An 18,971-nucleotide genomic window follows, 5' to 3' on the forward strand; every position below is an offset into this window, starting at 1 on the left:
CGCCGGGGCCCTCAGTCCCGGGTCAGCTTGCGGTGGGTGACGCGGTGCGGCCGCGCGGCGTCGGCGCCGAGGCGCTCGACCTTGTTCTGCTCGTAGTCGGCGAAGTTGCCCTCGAACCAGAACCACGACGCCGGGTGGTCGTCGCTGCCTTCCCACGCGAGGATGTGGGTGCACACGCGGTCGAGGAACCAGCGGTCGTGCGACACCACCACGGCGCAGCCCGGGAAGTTCTCCAGGGCGTTCTCCAGCGACGACAGCGTCTCGACGTCCAGGTCGTTCGTCGGCTCGTCGAGCAGCAGCAGGTTGCCGCCCTGCTTGAGCGTCATCGCCAGGTTGAGCCGGTTGCGCTCGCCGCCGGAGAGCACGTTCACCGGCTTCTGCTGGTCGGGGCCCTTGAAGCCGAACGCCGAGATGTAGGCCCGGGAGGGCATCTCCACGTTGCCGACCTGGATGAAGTCGAGCCCGTCGGACACGACCTTCCAGACGCTGTCGGTGCCGGAGAGGCCTTCACGGTTCTGGTCGACGTACGACAGCTTCACCGTGTCCCCGACCTTCACCGACCCCGAGTCCGGCTGCTCGAGCCCGACGATCGTCTTGAACAGCGTCGTCTTGCCGACGCCGTTCGGCCCGATCACGCCGATGATGCCGTTGGGCGGGAGCGAGAATGACAGGTCCTTGATGAGCAGGCGGTCGTCGAAGCCCTTGTCGAGGTGGCTGACCTCCACCACCACGTTGCCCAGGCGCGGGCCCGGCGGGATCTGGATCTCCTCGAAGTCGAGCTTGCGCGTCTTCTCGGCCTCGGCGGCCATCTCCTCGTAGCGGGCGAGGCGCGACTTGCTCTTGGCCTGCCGCGCCTTGGCCCCGGACCGCACCCACGCGAGCTCGTCCTTGAGCCGCTTCTGCAGCTTGGAGTCCTTGCGGCCCTGGACCGCGATCCGGTCGGCCTTCTTCTCGAGGTAGATCGAGTAATTGCCCTCGTAGCCGATCGCCCGGCCGCGGTCGAGCTCGAGGATCCAGCCCGCGACGTTGTCGAGGAAGTACCGGTCGTGGGTGACCGCGAGGACGGCGCCCTCGTACGAGGCGAGGTGGCTCTCGAGCCACTGCACGCTCTCGGCGTCGAGGTGGTTGGTGGGCTCGTCGAGCAGCAGGAGGTCGGGCTTGCTCAGCAGGAGCTTGCAGAGCGCCACACGGCGCCGCTCGCCGCCGGAGAGGTGGGTGACCGGGGAGTCGCCGGGCGGGCAGCGCAGCGCGTCCATGGCCTGCTGCAGCTGGGAGTCGAGGTCCCAGGCATCCGCGTTGTCGAGGTCCTCCTGGAGGCTCCCCATCTCCTCCATGAGCTCGTCCGAGTAGTCCGTGGCCATGAGCTCAGCGATCTCGTTGTAGCGCGCGAGCTTGGTGGCCACGTCGCCGGCGCCCTCCTGCACGTTGCCGAGGACCGTCTTCTCCTCGTTGAGCGGCGGCTCCTGCTGCAGGATGCCGACGGTCGCGCCCGGGGCGGCGAACGCCTCACCGTTGTTGGGCTGGTCGAGTCCGGCCATGATCTTGAGAACGCTCGACTTGCCCGCGCCGTTGGGGCCGACGACACCGATCTTCGCGCCGGGCAGGAAGTTCAGCGTGACGTCGTCGAGGACCACCTTGTCCCCGTGGGCCTTGCGAACCTTCTTCATGGTGTAGATGAACTCAGCCACGCCCACGATGGTAGTTGGCACGACTCGGCGCTCCCCGGCCCCGGGGCGTGTCAGGCGCTCGCGCGGGCGGGCTCGCCCCGCCGCCGCTCCCCGGCCACGATCCCCGTCACCGTCGCGCCCTCCGGGTCGTGGGTGGCGACCTCACCGTCATGGCCGACGGGGACCAGCGGGCGGGCCGCGTGCGCGAGCCCGTCGCCGGTCTCGACCGGCTCTCCCACGCCGACGGGCGACGTGGTCGCCGGGGGCGCCGCGCCGTCCACGGTGTCGGCCGTCGACGCCGCGTCGGGGTTCTCGCCCACCGACGGCCGGCGACGGGACACCTGGGCCGTGCACCGCGCCAGGTCAGGACCGATCGCGGTGGCGGCGATCTCGGTCATGTACCGCCGCACGCCCTCGACCTCGTACTCCCGCACCGACAGCCGCCCGGTGACGACCACCGGGTCGCCCTTCACGAGGCAGCGCGCGCCCTCGGCCAGGCGGCGCCAGCAGTTCACCGACGCGGTGAAACGGTCGCCGTCGACCCACGACTCCGAGGCCTTGTCCCACCGCCGCTCCGAGCTCGCGACCCGGAAGGTCGACAGGAGGTGCTCCCCGTCGCCCACTCGCCGGCAGATCACGTCTCCGGCCACGTTCCCCGTCACCGTCACGGTCGTCTCGTTCACGTCGTCCTCCGCTCGCCTGGCCGGGACGTTCCGTCCGCCCCGCTCTGCACGAGCATCGGGGGCCGGCGGCGACCGGCGGGAGGGTCGGACGACGACCTGGGGACAAGGAGGGTGGGTGTGGACAGCGCGCTGCCGTGCTGAGCCAGGCCCTGGTCCATCCGCACCAGCGCATTCGCCCCGAGAACGAGAAAAAGGGGCGGTGCTCCTGGGTGGGAGTGCCGCCCCTTTTCTGGGGAGTGAATGTATATGTGGGGGTGGTCGGGTGTTCCGGCGGTGTCCTACTCTCCCACGACCTGTCGGTCGCAGTACCATCGGCGCTGGAGGGCTTAGCTTCCGGGTTCGGGATGGGTCCGGGCGTTTCCCCTCCGCTGTGACCACCGGAACACCCCACCACCCCCACAACGAGTGTGGGGTGGGGTGTGTGGTCGCTGGGATATGCACAGTGGACGCGAGTATTTGTTACGCAGCGCTTTCGAAGGTTTGCTCGTGACCCTTGATGGGTGTGTGGGCAAGTCCTCGGCCTATTAGTACCAGTCCACTGAACGCCTTGCGGCGATTACATGTCTGGCCTATCAACCCACTGGTCTGGTGGGGGCCTTAACCCTCGAAGGGTGGGAGACCTCATCTTGGAACAGGCTTCCCGCTTAGATGCCTTCAGCGGTTATCCCTCCCGAACGTAGCCAACCAGCCGTGCCCCTGGCGGGACAACTGGCACACCAGAGGTTCGTCCGTCCCGGTCCTCTCGTACTAGGGACAGCCTTCCTCAAGTCTCCTGCGCGCGCGGCGGATAGGGACCGAACTGTCTCACGACGTTCTAAACCCAGCTCGCGTACCGCTTTAATGGGCGAACAGCCCAACCCTTGGGACCTACTCCAGCCCCAGGATGCGACGAGCCGACATCGAGGTGCCAAACCATGCCGTCGATATGGACTCTTGGGCAAGATCAGCCTGTTATCCCCGGGGTACCTTTTATCCGTTGAGCGACACCCCTTCCACCAGGAGGTGCCGGATCACTAGTCCCGACTTTCGTCCCTGCTCGACCCGTCGGTCTCACAGTCAAGCTCCCTTGTGCACTTGCACTCAACACCTGGTTGCCGACCAGGCTGAGGGAACCTTTGGGCGCCTCCGTTACCCTTTGGGAGGCAACCGCCCCAGTTAAACTACCCACCAGGCACTGTTCCTGGACCAGATCATGGCCCGAGGTTAGATGCCCAATTCGACCAGAGTGGTATTTCAACGTTGACTCCACCCGCACTGGCGTGCGGGCTTCACAGTCTCCCACCTATCCTACACAAGCCGAACCGAGCACCAATACCAAGCTGTAGTGAAGGTCCCGGGGTCTTTCCGTCCTGCCGCGCGTAACGAGCATCTTTACTCGTAGTGCAATTTCGCCGAGTCTGTGGTCGAGACAGCGGGGAAGTCGTTACGCCATTCGTGCAGGTCGGAACTTACCCGACAAGGAATTTCGCTACCTTAGGATGGTTATAGTTACCACCGCCGTTTACTGGCGCTTAAGTTCTCAGCTTCGGGCTTGCGCCCTAACCGGTCCCCTTAACGTTCCAGCACCGGGCAGGCGTCAGTCCGTATACATCGTCTTGCGACTTCGCACGGACCTGTGTTTTTAGTAAACAGTCGCTTCCCCCTGGTCTCTGCGGCCCCACCCCGCTAACCCGCTAAGGGGTTTCACGGAACAGGGCCCCCCTTCTCCCGAAGTTACGGGGGCATTTTGCCGAATTCCTTGACCACAGTTCGCTCGAACGCCTCGGTATTCTCTACCTGACCACCTGTGTTGGTTTGGGGTACGGGTCGCGTAGGAACTCGCTAGAGGCTTTTCTCGGCAGCATGGGATCACTCTGCTTCGCCGCAACCGGCTATGCGTCACGTCTCAGCCTTCATGGTGCACGGATTTGCCTGTGCACCGGCCTACACGCTTGCACCAGCACTACCACTAGCTGGCGGAGCTACCCTCCTGCGTCACCCCATCGCTTGGCTACTACCAGGCAGGTTCCCGCGCTCCCCTGTTCGGTCCCCGAAGGGACCTGCAGGTTCGGGCGGTTAGCACACCTGGATTCGCCAGGGACGCGCCTACACGAGCACGGGAATATCAACCCGTTGTCCATCGACTACGCCTGTCGGCCTCGCCTTAGGTCCCGGCTCACCCTGGGCGGAAAAACCTGGCCCAGGAACCCTTGGTCATCCGGCGGCAGAGTTTCTCACTCTGCTATCGCTACTCATGCCTGCATTCTCACTCACACGGGCTCCACGGCTGGATCACTCCGCCGCTTCACCGCCCGCATGACGCTCCCCTACCCAACACCACCACCAGCTACGCCCACTACAGGCAAGCAGTGTTCACGTGGTGTTGCCGCGGCTTCGGCGGTGCGCTTGAGCCCCGCTACATTGTCGGCGCAGGACCACTTGACCAGTGAGCTATTACGCACTCTTTCAAGGGTGGCTGCTTCTAAGCCAACCTCCTGGTTGTCTGGGCGATCCCACATCCTTTCCCACTTAGCGCACGCTTAGGGGCCTTAGCCGGCGATCTGGGCTGTTTCCCTCTCGACGACGAACCTTATCGCCCGCCGTCTCACTGCCGCGCTCAACGCTCACCGGCATTCGGAGTTTGGCTGACTTCAGTAAGCTTGTAGGCCCCCTAGGCCAACCAGTGCTCTACCTCCGGTGAGTACCACGCGACGCTGCACCTAAATGCATTTCGGGGAGAACCAGCTATCACGGAGTTTGATTGGCCTTTCACCCCTACCCACAGCTCATCCCCCAGGTTTTCAACCCTGGTGGGTTCGGGCCTCCACGCCGTCTTACCGGCGCTTCACCCTGGCCATGGGTAGATCACCCCGCTTCGGGTCTAGAGCACGCGACTACAGATCGCCCTGTTCGGACTCGCTTTCGCTACGGCTACCCCTCGACGGGTTAACCTCGCCACGTACCGCTAACTCGCAGGCTCATTCTTCAAAAGGCACGCCATCACAACCCCACCACCAAGGTGGGCATTTGCTCTGACGGCTTGTAGGCGCACGGTTTCAGGTACTGTTTCACTCCCCTCCCGGGGTACTTTTCACCTTTCCCTCACGGTACTCGTCCGCTATCGGTCATCAGGGAGTATTTAGGCTTACCGGGTGGTCCCGGCAGATTCACAGCGAATTCCACGGGCTCGCTGCTACTCGGGGACACCGCAACAGGTGAACGTGATGTTTTCGTCTACGGGGGTCTCACCCTCTACGCCGACGCGTCCCAACGCCTTCGACTAACACCACGAACACCCGCACCAGGGCGGCAGCCCTGATACACGGAACCCCACAACACCCCACCAGCAACGCCTGCCGGCTATCACACTGGCGGGGTTTAGCCTCTTCCGCTTTCGCTCGCCACTACTCACGGAATCACTGTTGTTTTCTCTTCCTGCGGGTACTGAGATGTTTCACTTCCCCGCGTTCCCTCCCACCGTCCTATACATTCAGACGGCGGTGACACCCCATGACGGGTGCCGGGTTACCCCATTCGGACACCCTCGGATCAACGCTCGGTTGACAGCTCCCCGAGGACTATCGCGGCCTCCCACGTCCTTCATCGGCTCCTGATGCCCAGGCATCCACCGTGCGCCCTTGACAACTTGACCAACACACACATCAAGAAATCACGACACAAACACGCTACAGAAACAAAAGATGCTCGCGTCCACTGTACAATTCTCAACGACCACACGAACCGCCACCCAACACCACCAACCGATGATGCAAGACGAACGATCGCCCCGAAGAACACAACAAAGCTCCCGCAAGCGGGAGCCCGGTTGTCCTCTCAGGACCCAACAGCGTGCCGCCCCGCACCCACCCGTGAACACACGGGCCGGCGCCGGGACTGTCTGGTGTTTCCACTTTTTCTCGAGCAACCCCCTCCCATCCCTCGAGCACCGCAGGCAGAACCTGCGAGCACGGGGAGGTACTGGGGCCCTCCACCCCTACAACCATGCGTGCACAGAACAGTCGCCTGTGGACACGCCAGCCGAGAAGTGTTCGGTGAAGCTCCTTAGAAAGGAGGTGATCCAGCCGCACCTTCCGGTACGGCTACCTTGTTACGACTTCGTCCCAATCGCCAGTCCCACCTTCGACCGCTCCCCCCCTTACGGGTTGGGCCACGGGCTTCGGGTGTTACCGACTTTCGTGACGTGACGGGCGGTGTGTACAAGGCCCGGGAACGTATTCACCGCAGCGTTGCTGATCTGCGATTACTAGCGACTCCGACTTCACGGGGTCGAGTTGCAGACCCCGATCCGAACTGAGACCGGCTTTACGAGATTCGCTCCACCTCACGGCTTCGCAGCCCTCTGTACCGGCCATTGTAGCATGTGTGAAGCCCTGGACATAAGGGGCATGATGACTTGACGTCATCCCCACCTTCCTCCGAGTTGACCCCGGCAGTCTCCCATGAGTCCCCGGCATAACCCGCTGGCAACATAGGACAAGGGTTGCGCTCGTTGCGGGACTTAACCCAACATCTCACGACACGAGCTGACGACAGCCATGCACCACCTGCACACCTGCCACAAGGGAACGCCCATCTCTGGACGCGTCAGGTGCATGTCAAACCCAGGTAAGGTTCTTCGCGTTGCATCGAATTAATCCACATGCTCCGCCGCTTGTGCGGGCCCCCGTCAATTCCTTTGAGTTTTAGCCTTGCGGCCGTACTCCCCAGGCGGGGCGCTTAATGCGTTAGCTGCGGCACGGAACCCGTGGAATGGACCCCACACCTAGCGCCCAACGTTTACGGCATGGACTACCAGGGTATCTAATCCTGTTCGCTACCCATGCTTTCGCTCCTCAGCGTCAGTATCGGCCCAGAGACCCGCCTTCGCCACCGGTGTTCCTCCTGATATCTGCGCATTTCACCGCTACACCAGGAATTCCAGTCTCCCCTGCCGAACTCTAGTGATGCCCGTATCGACCGCACGCCCAGAGTTGAGCCCCAGGTTTTCACGGCCGACGTGACACACCGCCTACGAGCTCTTTACGCCCAATAATTCCGGACAACGCTCGCACCCTACGTATTACCGCGGCTGCTGGCACGTAGTTGGCCGGTGCTTCTTCTCGACCTACCGTCAGCCCACCCAGAAGATGGACCTTCGTCGATCGCGAAAGAGGTTTACAACCCGAAGGCCGTCATCCCTCACGCGGCGTTGCTGCGTCAGGCTTCCGCCCATTGCGCAAGATTCCCCACTGCTGCCTCCCGTAGGAGTCTGGGCCGTGTCTCAGTCCCAGTGTGGCCGATCACCCTCTCAGGCCGGCTATCCGTCGTCGCCTTGGTAGGCCATCACCCCACCAACAAGCTGATAGACCGCGGGCCCATCCCCCACCGAAAAACTTTCCACCCACCGGCATGCACCAGAAGGTCCTATCCGGTATTAGACCCAGTTTCCCGGGCTTATCCCGAAGTGGAGGGCAGGTCACCCACGTGTTACTCACCCGTTCGCCGCTCGTGTACCCCGAAGGGCCTTACCGCTCGACTTGCATGTGTTAAGCACGCCGCCAGCGTTCGTCCTGAGCCAGGATCAAACTCTCCAACAAAAAACATCGGAACAAAAGTCCCAGCAAAAAGCACCCGACCCCACTGGCAAACAAAGCCGGGCACACTCAAAGAAACCCCACGACACCACAAGACCAAAGCCCTGCAACGCCGACGAGGACAAACACACCAAACATCGGCACACTGTTGAGTTCTCAAAGGACAACCACACCGCCGTACTGACCTACCGATGAGGGCAGACCTTCCGGAGGGCGACCTTCCTAGCCTACTGCGTCGTCCGGGCCGGGTTCAACCTCTGGCCCCTGGCGACTCGGAGAACAGTACACGGACGATGTGGAGGCCTCGCACCGGGGGGTGGGTACGCCGTCGCCGCAGCTCGTGGGCGTCGACCCGGCGTCTCCCCGTGTCCCTACCCCACCCAGTGCAGCTGGAGGAGGTCGACGCGACCGAGTCGTTCGACCACCACGTAGGTCACCAACCCCGTGCTGCCGAACGGCATCGTCCGCACGGCACCGTCGGGGTTGCGGTCCACGAGGGGGTCGCCGGACCAGGGGACGACCTCGAGGACGTCGAGCACCTCGGCGAGCGCCACCAGCGCCTCGCGCGGCAGGGCCTCGAGCTCCCCGCGCACCGAGCCGACGTCGACCTCGTACGTCACCTACAGACCGAGGCCGGCGCGCACCTCGCGCCACGAGGCTCGCGATACGCCGGGTTCCAGGGCGTCGCGTGCGTCGGAGGCCGCGTCCTGCAGCGCGCGGTAACCGTCGACGCCACCCGCTGCTGCGGTGACCCGGGCAACGCGCCGCCAGGCCTCCAGGCACCCGTGCACGACACCGAGGTCGTAGGTGTCGGCGGCACGGGCCAGGGCCGCTCGCCACTGCTGGTCGAACTCGGTCGCGCTCTCCGGGGCCAGCGCGCTCCGCACCTCGGCCGGCGACGCCTCGGCCCAGCTCCGCGCGTGGTCGCCCCCCGGGGGGACGGACGATGCTGCGGCGGTCACTCCGTCAGCCTACGACGGCCGGGCGACGCCGACGCGGCTTCCCACCGGCGTCCGCACTCCCCACCGCCGCACCACTCCCGCCACGGTCGCATCGGAGCGACGGCGGTCGGAATTGTTGGTCGAGACCTTTCGGCGCCGGACGGAGCGCGACTGACCAGGTGACCGTCGGCGCGCCGTGGCGACCGCGAAGGAGCGGGTGGCGGAGGCAGGCGCCAAGGGCGCGGCGGAGCTCGTGGGTGTGGACGTCGTCCGCGTGCTCGAGGCCGCCGTCGCCCGTGGTCGGCGCGCGCGAGGTGCGGCCTCCGAAGGTCCCAGGGTGTCCCGGGGACACCGCGCTCGTCACGCGCTGCGCCGCGTCGACGACCCTCTCGGATCGGCCGGTCCCCTGAACGGTTCTGGATCAGAGCGACCAATCACGGGGACGCGGGGGCGTGCTACCCGGCCCAACGCGTCCCCGGCTCGGGCCAGGGGAACGCGGTGGTGCCTGACCGCGCTGGTCACCTACTTCTCGTCGTCACGCTGCTGCGGATCGTCGAGGAGCGCCGCAGGCGCGGCGAGGAGGCCGCCGGCCCCACCGACGTCGAGCTCCTCGCCGGGAACCGCGGCCTGCTCCGCGAGCAGGCCGGCGGGGCGCACGCCGACCAGGAGCGCTGAGCCTGCTGGGGCCGCCGGCCTCCCGCACCGTGAGGGCCGCGTGCCCGGCGTCGCGAGCTGACGCGCGAGGTCGTCGCCGTCGCCGTGCAGTCGGGGGTCGTAGCCCCCGAGGTCGAGCACCGCGCGGAGGACTGCGACTCGAGCTACGCGACGGCGCGAGCCGCGACGCCGTGACTCCTCCGAGCCCGCGACGGGGCCGGACACAGAAAAAGGGGCGGTGCTCCTGGGTGGGAGTGCCGCCCCTTTTCTGGGGAGTGAATGTATATGTGGGGGTGGTCGGGTGTTCCGGCGGTGTCCTACTCTCCCACGACCTGTCGGTCGCAGTACCATCGGCGCTGGAGGGCTTAGCTTCCGGGTTCGGGATGGGTCCGGGCGTTTCCCCTCCGCTGTGACCACCGGAACACCCCACCACCCCCACAACGAGTGTGGGGTGGGGTGTGTGGTCGCTGGGATATGCACAGTGGACGCGAGTATTTGTTACGCAGCGCTTTCGAAGGTTTGCTCGTGACCCTTGATGGGTGTGTGGGCAAGTCCTCGGCCTATTAGTACCAGTCCACTGAACGCCTTGCGGCGATTACATGTCTGGCCTATCAACCCACTGGTCTGGTGGGGGCCTTAACCCTCGAAGGGTGGGAGACCTCATCTTGGAACAGGCTTCCCGCTTAGATGCCTTCAGCGGTTATCCCTCCCGAACGTAGCCAACCAGCCGTGCCCCTGGCGGGACAACTGGCACACCAGAGGTTCGTCCGTCCCGGTCCTCTCGTACTAGGGACAGCCTTCCTCAAGTCTCCTGCGCGCGCGGCGGATAGGGACCGAACTGTCTCACGACGTTCTAAACCCAGCTCGCGTACCGCTTTAATGGGCGAACAGCCCAACCCTTGGGACCTACTCCAGCCCCAGGATGCGACGAGCCGACATCGAGGTGCCAAACCATGCCGTCGATATGGACTCTTGGGCAAGATCAGCCTGTTATCCCCGGGGTACCTTTTATCCGTTGAGCGACACCCCTTCCACCAGGAGGTGCCGGATCACTAGTCCCGACTTTCGTCCCTGCTCGACCCGTCGGTCTCACAGTCAAGCTCCCTTGTGCACTTGCACTCAACACCTGGTTGCCGACCAGGCTGAGGGAACCTTTGGGCGCCTCCGTTACCCTTTGGGAGGCAACCGCCCCAGTTAAACTACCCACCAGGCACTGTTCCTGGACCAGATCATGGCCCGAGGTTAGATGCCCAATTCGACCAGAGTGGTATTTCAACGTTGACTCCACCCGCACTGGCGTGCGGGCTTCACAGTCTCCCACCTATCCTACACAAGCCGAACCGAGCACCAATACCAAGCTGTAGTGAAGGTCCCGGGGTCTTTCCGTCCTGCCGCGCGTAACGAGCATCTTTACTCGTAGTGCAATTTCGCCGAGTCTGTGGTCGAGACAGCGGGGAAGTCGTTACGCCATTCGTGCAGGTCGGAACTTACCCGACAAGGAATTTCGCTACCTTAGGATGGTTATAGTTACCACCGCCGTTTACTGGCGCTTAAGTTCTCAGCTTCGGGCTTGCGCCCTAACCGGTCCCCTTAACGTTCCAGCACCGGGCAGGCGTCAGTCCGTATACATCGTCTTGCGACTTCGCACGGACCTGTGTTTTTAGTAAACAGTCGCTTCCCCCTGGTCTCTGCGGCCCCACCCCGCTAACCCGCTAAGGGGTTTCACGGAACAGGGCCCCCCTTCTCCCGAAGTTACGGGGGCATTTTGCCGAATTCCTTGACCACAGTTCGCTCGAACGCCTCGGTATTCTCTACCTGACCACCTGTGTTGGTTTGGGGTACGGGTCGCGTAGGAACTCGCTAGAGGCTTTTCTCGGCAGCATGGGATCACTCTGCTTCGCCGCAACCGGCTATGCGTCACGTCTCAGCCTTCATGGTGCACGGATTTGCCTGTGCACCGGCCTACACGCTTGCACCAGCACTACCACTAGCTGGCGGAGCTACCCTCCTGCGTCACCCCATCGCTTGGCTACTACCAGGCAGGTTCCCGCGCTCCCCTGTTCGGTCCCCGAAGGGACCTGCAGGTTCGGGCGGTTAGCACACCTGGATTCGCCAGGGACGCGCCTACACGAGCACGGGAATATCAACCCGTTGTCCATCGACTACGCCTGTCGGCCTCGCCTTAGGTCCCGGCTCACCCTGGGCGGAAAAACCTGGCCCAGGAACCCTTGGTCATCCGGCGGCAGAGTTTCTCACTCTGCTATCGCTACTCATGCCTGCATTCTCACTCACACGGGCTCCACGGCTGGATCACTCCGCCGCTTCACCGCCCGCATGACGCTCCCCTACCCAACACCACCACCAGCTACGCCCACTACAGGCAAGCAGTGTTCACGTGGTGTTGCCGCGGCTTCGGCGGTGCGCTTGAGCCCCGCTACATTGTCGGCGCAGGACCACTTGACCAGTGAGCTATTACGCACTCTTTCAAGGGTGGCTGCTTCTAAGCCAACCTCCTGGTTGTCTGGGCGATCCCACATCCTTTCCCACTTAGCGCACGCTTAGGGGCCTTAGCCGGCGATCTGGGCTGTTTCCCTCTCGACGACGAACCTTATCGCCCGCCGTCTCACTGCCGCGCTCAACGCTCACCGGCATTCGGAGTTTGGCTGACTTCAGTAAGCTTGTAGGCCCCCTAGGCCAACCAGTGCTCTACCTCCGGTGAGTACCACGCGACGCTGCACCTAAATGCATTTCGGGGAGAACCAGCTATCACGGAGTTTGATTGGCCTTTCACCCCTACCCACAGCTCATCCCCCAGGTTTTCAACCCTGGTGGGTTCGGGCCTCCACGCCGTCTTACCGGCGCTTCACCCTGGCCATGGGTAGATCACCCCGCTTCGGGTCTAGAGCACGCGACTACAGATCGCCCTGTTCGGACTCGCTTTCGCTACGGCTACCCCTCGACGGGTTAACCTCGCCACGTACCGCTAACTCGCAGGCTCATTCTTCAAAAGGCACGCCATCACAACCCCACCACCAAGGTGGGCATTTGCTCTGACGGCTTGTAGGCGCACGGTTTCAGGTACTGTTTCACTCCCCTCCCGGGGTACTTTTCACCTTTCCCTCACGGTACTCGTCCGCTATCGGTCATCAGGGAGTATTTAGGCTTACCGGGTGGTCCCGGCAGATTCACAGCGAATTCCACGGGCTCGCTGCTACTCGGGGACACCGCAACAGATGAACGTGATGTTTTCGTCTACGGGGGTCTCACCCTCTACGCCGACGCGTCCCAACGCCTTCGACTAACACCACGAACACCCGCACCAGGGCGGCAGCCCTGATACACGGAACCCCACAACACCCCACCAGCAACGCCTGCCGGCTATCACACTGGCGGGGTTTAGCCTCTTCCGCTTTCGCTCGCCACTACTCACGGAATCACTGTTGTTTTCTCTTCCTGCGGGTACTGAGATGTTTCACTTCCCCGCGTTCCCTCCCACCGTCCTATACATTCAGACGGCGGTGACACCCCATGACGGGTGCCGGGTTACCCCATTCGGACACCCTCGGATCAACGCTCGGTTGACAGCTCCCCGAGGACTATCGCGGCCTCCCACGTCCTTCATCGGCTCCTGATGCCCAGGCATCCACCGTGCGCCCTTGACAACTTGACCAACACACACATCAAGAAATCACGACACAAACACGCTACAGAAACAAAAGATGCTCGCGTCCACTGTACAATTCTCAACGACCACACGAACCGCCACCCAACACCACCAACCGATGATGCAAGACGAACGATCGCCCCGAAGAACACAACAAAGCTCCCGCAAGCGGGAGCCCGGTTGTCCTCTCAGGACCCAACAGCGTGCCGCCCCGCACCCACCCGTGAACACACGGGCCGGCGCCGGGACTGTCTGGTGTTTCCACTTTTTCTCGAGCAACCCCCTCCCATCCCTCGAGCACCGCAGGCAGAACCTGCGAGCACGGGGAGGTACTGGGGCCCTCCACCCCTACAACCATGCGTGCACAGAACAGTCGCCTGTGGACACGCCAGCCGAGAAGTGTTCGGTGAAGCTCCTTAGAAAGGAGGTGATCCAGCCGCACCTTCCGGTACGGCTACCTTGTTACGACTTCGTCCCAATCGCCAGTCCCACCTTCGACCGCTCCCCCCCTTACGGGTTGGGCCACGGGCTTCGGGTGTTACCGACTTTCGTGACGTGACGGGCGGTGTGTACAAGGCCCGGGAACGTATTCACCGCAGCGTTGCTGATCTGCGATTACTAGCGACTCCGACTTCACGGGGTCGAGTTGCAGACCCCGATCCGAACTGAGACCGGCTTTACGAGATTCGCTCCACCTCACGGCTTCGCAGCCCTCTGTACCGGCCATTGTAGCATGTGTGAAGCCCTGGACATAAGGGGCATGATGACTTGACGTCATCCCCACCTTCCTCCGAGTTGACCCCGGCAGTCTCCCATGAGTCCCCGGCATAACCCGCTGGCAACATAGGACAAGGGTTGCGCTCGTTGCGGGACTTAACCCAACATCTCACGACACGAGCTGACGACAGCCATGCACCACCTGCACACCTGCCACAAGGGAACGCCCATCTCTGGACGCGTCAGGTGCATGTCAAACCCAGGTAAGGTTCTTCGCGTTGCATCGAATTAATCCACATGCTCCGCCGCTTGTGCGGGCCCCCGTCAATTCCTTTGAGTTTTAGCCTTGCGGCCGTACTCCCCAGGCGGGGCGCTTAATGCGTTAGCTGCGGCACGGAACCCGTGGAATGGACCCCACACCTAGCGCCCAACGTTTACGGCATGGACTACCAGGGTATCTAATCCTGTTCGCTACCCATGCTTTCGCTCCTCAGCGTCAGTATCGGCCCAGAGACCCGCCTTCGCCACCGGTGTTCCTCCTGATATCTGCGCATTTCACCGCTACACCAGGAATTCCAGTCTCCCCTGCCGAACTCTAGTGATGCCCGTATCGACCGCACGCCCAGAGTTGAGCCCCAGGTTTTCACGGCCGACGTGACACACCGCCTACGAGCTCTTTACGCCCAATAATTCCGGACAACGCTCGCACCCTACGTATTACCGCGGCTGCTGGCACGTAGTTGGCCGGTGCTTCTTCTCGACCTACCGTCAGCCCACCCAGAAGATGGACCTTCGTCGATCGCGAAAGAGGTTTACAACCCGAAGGCCGTCATCCCTCACGCGGCGTTGCTGCGTCAGGCTTCCGCCCATTGCGCAAGATTCCCCACTGCTGCCTCCCGTAGGAGTCTGGGCCGTGTCTCAGTCCCAGTGTGGCCGATCACCCTCTCAGGCCGGCTATCCGTCGTCGCCTTGGTAGGCCATCACCCCACCAACAAGCTGATAGACCGCGGGCCCATCCCCCACCGAAAAAACTTTCCACCCACCGGCATGCACCAGAAGGTCCTATCCGGTATTAGACCCAGTTTCCCGGGCTTATCCCGAAGTGGAGGGCAGGTCACCCACGTGTTACTCACCCGTTCGCCGCTCGTGTACCCCGAAGGGCCTTACCGCTCGACTTGCATGTGTTAAGCACGCCGCCAGCGTTCGTCCTGAGCCAGGATCAAACTCTCCAACAAAAAACATCGGAACAAAAGTCCCAGCAAAAAGCACCCGACCCCACTGGCAAACAAAGCCGGGCACACTCAAAGAAACCCCACGACACCACAAGACCAAAGCCCTGCAACGCCGACGAGGACAAACACACCAAACATCGGCACACTGTTGAGTTCTCAAAGGACAACCACACACGACTCTGCCAGACCCATTGGGCCGGGTTCCTCGCGGTGATTCCCACTGTACCCGACCCGATTCGGTGGTCCGTGGCGGGGGGTCCCCGTCGGTCCGTCCCGTTCTCGGTCGGGATCGGTCGTCGTCGGGGCCCTGAGGCCCCGCGCTGACCGGTGTCTTCAACTGTACCCGGAGATCGAGTCCCCGGTCGGCTCCCGGCCGGCCGCTGATCGCGTCCGTTCCCCGGGTGCGACGACCACTGTACGCCCCACTCCGGAGGGCCGTGGCCACCCGGGGTCAGGTCCGGCGTTCCTGCAGGTCGTCCGCGGCGCGCGGGGCGTCCGCCTCGTCGCCTTCCGACGCGGGTCGCTCCGTGGCCGCGGCCGGCCGTCCCGTCGTCGCCAGCGAGTGCAGCATCGCGTTGTAGGCGACGAGGTCGCGGTCGCCGTCGCGGTCGGCCCGGCGGTCGTCGCGCCGGGCGCTGCGCTCGTCGGCGCGCGACCACTGCACGAGCAGGGCGATCAGCACGATCAGCATCGGCACCTCGCCGGTGGCCCACGCGAGCCCGCCGCCGGTGGTCTGGTCGGCGAGGCGGTCGACCCAGGGCAGCTCGAGCTGCTGGTAGAAGCCCGACCCGATGACCTCGTCGGAGCTCATGACCGCGATGCCGAAGAAGGCGTGCAGCGGGATCGCGACGAAGAGCAGGCCCAGCCGCCCGATCGGTGGCAGCGGCCGCGGGCTCGGGTCGATGCCGACGATGGGCCAGAAGAAGATCGCGCCGACGAGCAGGAAGTGCGCGTTCATCGCGAGGTGCGCCCAGTGCTGCTCGAGCGCCACGTCGAACAGCCCCGAGAAGTACAGGACGTAGAAGCTGCCGACGAAGAGCGCGAGCGCGACGAGCGGCTGGGTCAGCACCCGGGCGATCGGCGAGTGCACCGCGGCGAGCACCCACTCCCGTGGCCCCGGCGGCGCCCCCGCCCCGGCCGGCGGGAGGGCGCGCAGCAGCAGCGTCACCGGGCCGCCGAGCACCAGGAGGATCGGCACCAGCATGTTGAGGACCATGTGCTGGCCCATGTGGACGCTGAACATCACCGGGGCGTAGCGCCCGATGCCCGAGGACGTCGCGACCAGCAGCGCCAGGCAGCCCGCGAGCCAGGACAGGGTGCGCCCGACGGGCCAGGCGTCGCCGCGGTCGCGCAGACGCCGGACCCCCGCGACGTAGAGCCCCGCGAGGACGAGCGCGAGCGTGCCGAAGGCGAGGTCGAAGCGGGACTGCGTGATCAGCCCCGTGAGCGTCAGCGGCTGGTCGACGGCGTAGCCGACGAGCGCCTCGAGGCGGGTCGGGACCGGCTCGGGGACCGCGGGCGGGGGTGTGCGGCCGAGCGCCACCGCCACGCCCACGGTCGCCGCCATGAGCAGCACCTCGAGCCCGGCGAACCGGACGAGCGCGCCGGGGCGGCCCTCCTGGACCGCGGGGATGCCCCGCTGCCGGTGCCACACGCCGAAGGCGCCGAGCGCGACGAGGGCGACGGCCTTGACGAGGACGAGGACGCCGTAGGTGCTCGTCACGAGGTCGCCGGGCGAGATCCGCACGAAGGCGTTGACCACGCCGGAGATCGCGAGCACGACCCAGCAGACGAGGGCGACCGCCGAGAACCGGCGCACGGCGACGCCGGGGTGGCGGCCGCCGGCCACGAGGTGCGTCACGACGGCGACGAGGCCACCGATCCACACGGCCGCGGCGATGACGTGCGCGAGGAGGCTGTTGGTGGCGACGTCGTGGTCGCTGCCACCCGCCGAGTGCCCGGTGAGGGCCAGCGGGAGCAGACCGGCGAGCGCGACGACGAGCCCGAGGACGGCGGCGCCCCAGCCCAGGACGACGCGGGTCACGGCGAGGGCGGCGAGCGCGAGGAGCGCCGTGAGGGTCCAGGACCCGGTGGCCTCGATGCCCGGGATCGCCGCGGCGAGCACCCGGACGTCGAGCATCTGCGACACGGGCCGGCCGTAGGCGTCGGCAGCGCTGAGCGGGATCATCAGCAGCGACGCGGCCGACCACGTCGCCGCTCCCCACGACGCGACGCGGACCGCGCGGTAGCCGTCCGCCGACAACCACCCCGACGTGGCGGGCGGGGTGAAGAAGCCCGCGAGCAGCAGGAACCCGATGGTCACGGCCGCGGCGGTCTGGCTTACCGCGCGCACCACGGGCAGCGCGTAGACGGTCAAGGGGCCGGGGTCGGGGAGCCCGAGCCGCGCGAAGGTCGCGGCACCCGAGAGCGTGCTCAACGCCAGCGCGACCACGGCCGCGACGGCCAGCAGCGGACCGACCTGGGACAGGAACAGGGCGCCGGGCGTGGCGGGACGCGACGTCGTCGCGGCGTCGGTCGCCGGCGCGTCGGGGGGCGGAGTCGTCGTGGCCACGTCCCCAGGGTAGGTCGACGGGCCGGGACGCACCCGCGGTCCGGTTACGCTGCTCCGCGCGAGCCCCCGTAGCTCAGCGGATAGAGCATGGGCCTTCTAATCCCGTGGTCGCAGGTTCGAGTCCTGCCGGGGGCACTCCCACCCTTCACCGGTATCGACTGATATAAGTCGGCGCTGCTACCTTCGCCTCGTGCACGCCATGGACGTGCTCGGCGACCCCGTCCGCCGGCGGATCCTCGAGCTCCTCGCCGACGGCGAACTCAGCTCGGGCGCGGTCGTCGAGCACATCCGCGACGAGTTCGGCATCTCGCAGCCCGGGGTGTCGCAGCACCTGCGCGTGCTGCGGGAGAACGGGCTGGCCACGGTGCGCGCCGAGGGCACGCGGCGGCTCTACGCCGTCGACGCCGAAGGCCTGCGCGAGGTGGACGTGTGGGTGGGGCGCTTCCGGCGGTTCTGGGAGCAGCGCCTCGACGCCCTCGGCACCGAGATCGCCCGCGGCAGGCGCGCACGACGGATCACCCCACCGGACCCCGAGGACGACTGATGGACCTCTTCTCCGAGCTCGACGCCATCCACCGCGAGGTCGCCCTCGACGAGGTCGAGGGCGACACCGTCCGGGTGCTCCTGCGGCGCCGCTACCCGACCGCGCCCGAGGACGTGTGGAGCGCGCTGACCGAGCCCGAGCGGGTCGTGCGGTGGTTCCTGCCGCTGCACGGCGACCTCCGCGAGGGCGGCGCCTTCCAGCTCGAGGGCAACGCCGGCGGCGACATCCTGACCTGCACGCCCCCGCGCCTGCTGCGGGTGACGTTCGGCCACGAGACCAGCGTCGTCGAGCTGCGCCTGGCCGCCGACGGCGAGGACACGGTGCTCGAGCTCGAGCACACGGTGCCCCTGGCGATGGCCGGGAGCGCGGCCGGCGCGCTGTTCGTCGGCCCCGGCTGGGACGGGGCGTTCATGGGCCTGGGCCTGTTCGTGCGGGGCGAGGCCGTCGGCGACCCGGTGGCCGCGGCGAACTCGCCCGAGGTGATCGAGTTCAACCGCCACTCGATCGACCGCTGGGTGGCCGCGGCCGAGGCGAGCGGCGCCGCGACGGCCGAGGAGATCGAGGGCGGCAAGCAGGCCGCGCTGGCCCAGTTCGTGCCGGAGCCGGAGGCCTGAGCCCGACACCCGAGCCAGGCCGCTCCCGCGACACCGACCGACGAGTAGGCCACACTGGCGCCGGACAGGCTCGCCCGGTCGGACGAGGGCGAGCGACCGGAGGTCGGGGA

8 protein-coding genes, 1 tRNA gene and 6 rRNA genes are annotated in these 18,971 nt (G+C 65.3%); 4 read left to right on the forward strand and 11 right to left on the reverse strand.

Going from position 1 to position 18,971, the window contains the following annotated elements; translation table 11 throughout:
- Positions 1 to 11: 11 nt before the first annotated feature.
- From ettA to ACQPX6_RS21960, 7 genes are all read right to left on the reverse strand, one after another.
- Positions 12 to 1,688: an energy-dependent translational throttle protein EttA gene (gene ettA / locus ACQPX6_RS21930; protein WP_433782532.1), complete on the reverse strand. Its 1,677-nt coding sequence runs from the start codon at positions 1,686 to 1,688 to the stop codon at positions 12 to 14.
- A gap of 50 nt (positions 1,689 to 1,738) precedes the next feature.
- On the reverse strand, positions 1,739 to 2,350 hold the full coding sequence (locus ACQPX6_RS21935; protein ID WP_433782533.1) for a single-stranded DNA-binding protein: 612 nt from the start codon (positions 2,348 to 2,350) through the stop codon (positions 1,739 to 1,741).
- Between the two features lie 265 nt (positions 2,351 to 2,615).
- Positions 2,616 to 2,732 (reverse strand): 5S ribosomal RNA (rrf, locus tag ACQPX6_RS21940).
- 122 nt (positions 2,733 to 2,854) lie between these two features.
- Positions 2,855 to 5,981: ribosomal RNA gene (locus tag ACQPX6_RS21945) — 23S ribosomal RNA — on the reverse strand.
- A gap of 414 nt (positions 5,982 to 6,395) precedes the next feature.
- A 16S ribosomal RNA gene (locus ACQPX6_RS21950) occupies positions 6,396 to 7,926 on the reverse strand.
- Between the two features lie 368 nt (positions 7,927 to 8,294).
- Entirely contained in the window at positions 8,295 to 8,543 is a 249-nt protein-coding gene (locus ACQPX6_RS21955) for a hypothetical protein (RefSeq protein ID WP_433782534.1), read from the reverse strand.
- Complete coding sequence (locus ACQPX6_RS21960; RefSeq protein WP_433782535.1) at positions 8,544 to 8,885, reverse strand: DUF6247 family protein; 342 nt, start codon at positions 8,883 to 8,885, stop codon at positions 8,544 to 8,546.
- A 480-nt stretch (positions 8,886 to 9,365) separates the two neighbouring features.
- On the opposite strand from ACQPX6_RS21960, the gene ACQPX6_RS21965 reads away from it, so the two are divergent.
- On the forward strand, positions 9,366 to 9,539 hold the full coding sequence (locus tag ACQPX6_RS21965; RefSeq protein WP_433782536.1) for a hypothetical protein: 174 nt from the start codon (positions 9,366 to 9,368) through the stop codon (positions 9,537 to 9,539).
- Positions 9,540 to 9,822: 283 nt separating this feature from the next.
- Here the strand turns inward: ACQPX6_RS21965 and rrf (ACQPX6_RS21970) are convergent.
- The 4 genes from rrf (ACQPX6_RS21970) to ACQPX6_RS21985 all read right to left on the reverse strand — a co-directional run bounded on the left by rrf (ACQPX6_RS21970) (position 9,823) and on the right by ACQPX6_RS21985 (position 17,703).
- Positions 9,823 to 9,939, reverse strand: a 5S ribosomal RNA gene (rrf, locus tag ACQPX6_RS21970).
- 122 nt (positions 9,940 to 10,061) lie between these two features.
- Positions 10,062 to 13,188: ribosomal RNA gene (locus ACQPX6_RS21975) — 23S ribosomal RNA — on the reverse strand.
- Positions 13,189 to 13,602: 414 nt separating this feature from the next.
- Positions 13,603 to 15,134 (reverse strand): 16S ribosomal RNA (locus ACQPX6_RS21980).
- The 16S, 23S and 5S rRNA genes sit together here, the layout of an rRNA operon.
- A gap of 448 nt (positions 15,135 to 15,582) precedes the next feature.
- Positions 15,583 to 17,703, reverse strand: coding sequence for a cytochrome c oxidase assembly protein (locus ACQPX6_RS21985; protein WP_433782537.1), 2,121 nt, complete (start codon positions 17,701 to 17,703; stop codon positions 15,583 to 15,585).
- A 62-nt stretch (positions 17,704 to 17,765) separates the two neighbouring features.
- Between ACQPX6_RS21985 and ACQPX6_RS21990 the strand changes: the two genes are divergently transcribed.
- From ACQPX6_RS21990 to ACQPX6_RS22000, 3 genes are all read left to right on the forward strand, one after another.
- Positions 17,766 to 17,838: transfer RNA gene (locus ACQPX6_RS21990), tRNA-Arg, on the forward strand.
- 55 nt (positions 17,839 to 17,893) lie between these two features.
- The gene (locus ACQPX6_RS21995; protein ID WP_433782538.1) at positions 17,894 to 18,247 is read left to right on the forward strand and encodes an ArsR/SmtB family transcription factor; all 354 of its coding nucleotides are present in this window, start codon (positions 17,894 to 17,896) and stop codon (positions 18,245 to 18,247) included.
- Entirely contained in the window at positions 18,247 to 18,861 is a 615-nt protein-coding gene (locus ACQPX6_RS22000) for an SRPBCC family protein (RefSeq protein WP_433782539.1), read from the forward strand. The genes ACQPX6_RS21995 and ACQPX6_RS22000 overlap by 1 nt, the downstream gene beginning before the upstream one ends.
- The last annotated feature ends 110 nt before the right edge of the window (positions 18,862 to 18,971 follow it).

It is taken from the genome of Actinomycetospora sp. CA-101289 (assembly GCF_050955895.1).
Classification (GTDB): Bacteria; Actinomycetota; Actinomycetes; order Mycobacteriales; family Pseudonocardiaceae; genus Actinomycetospora.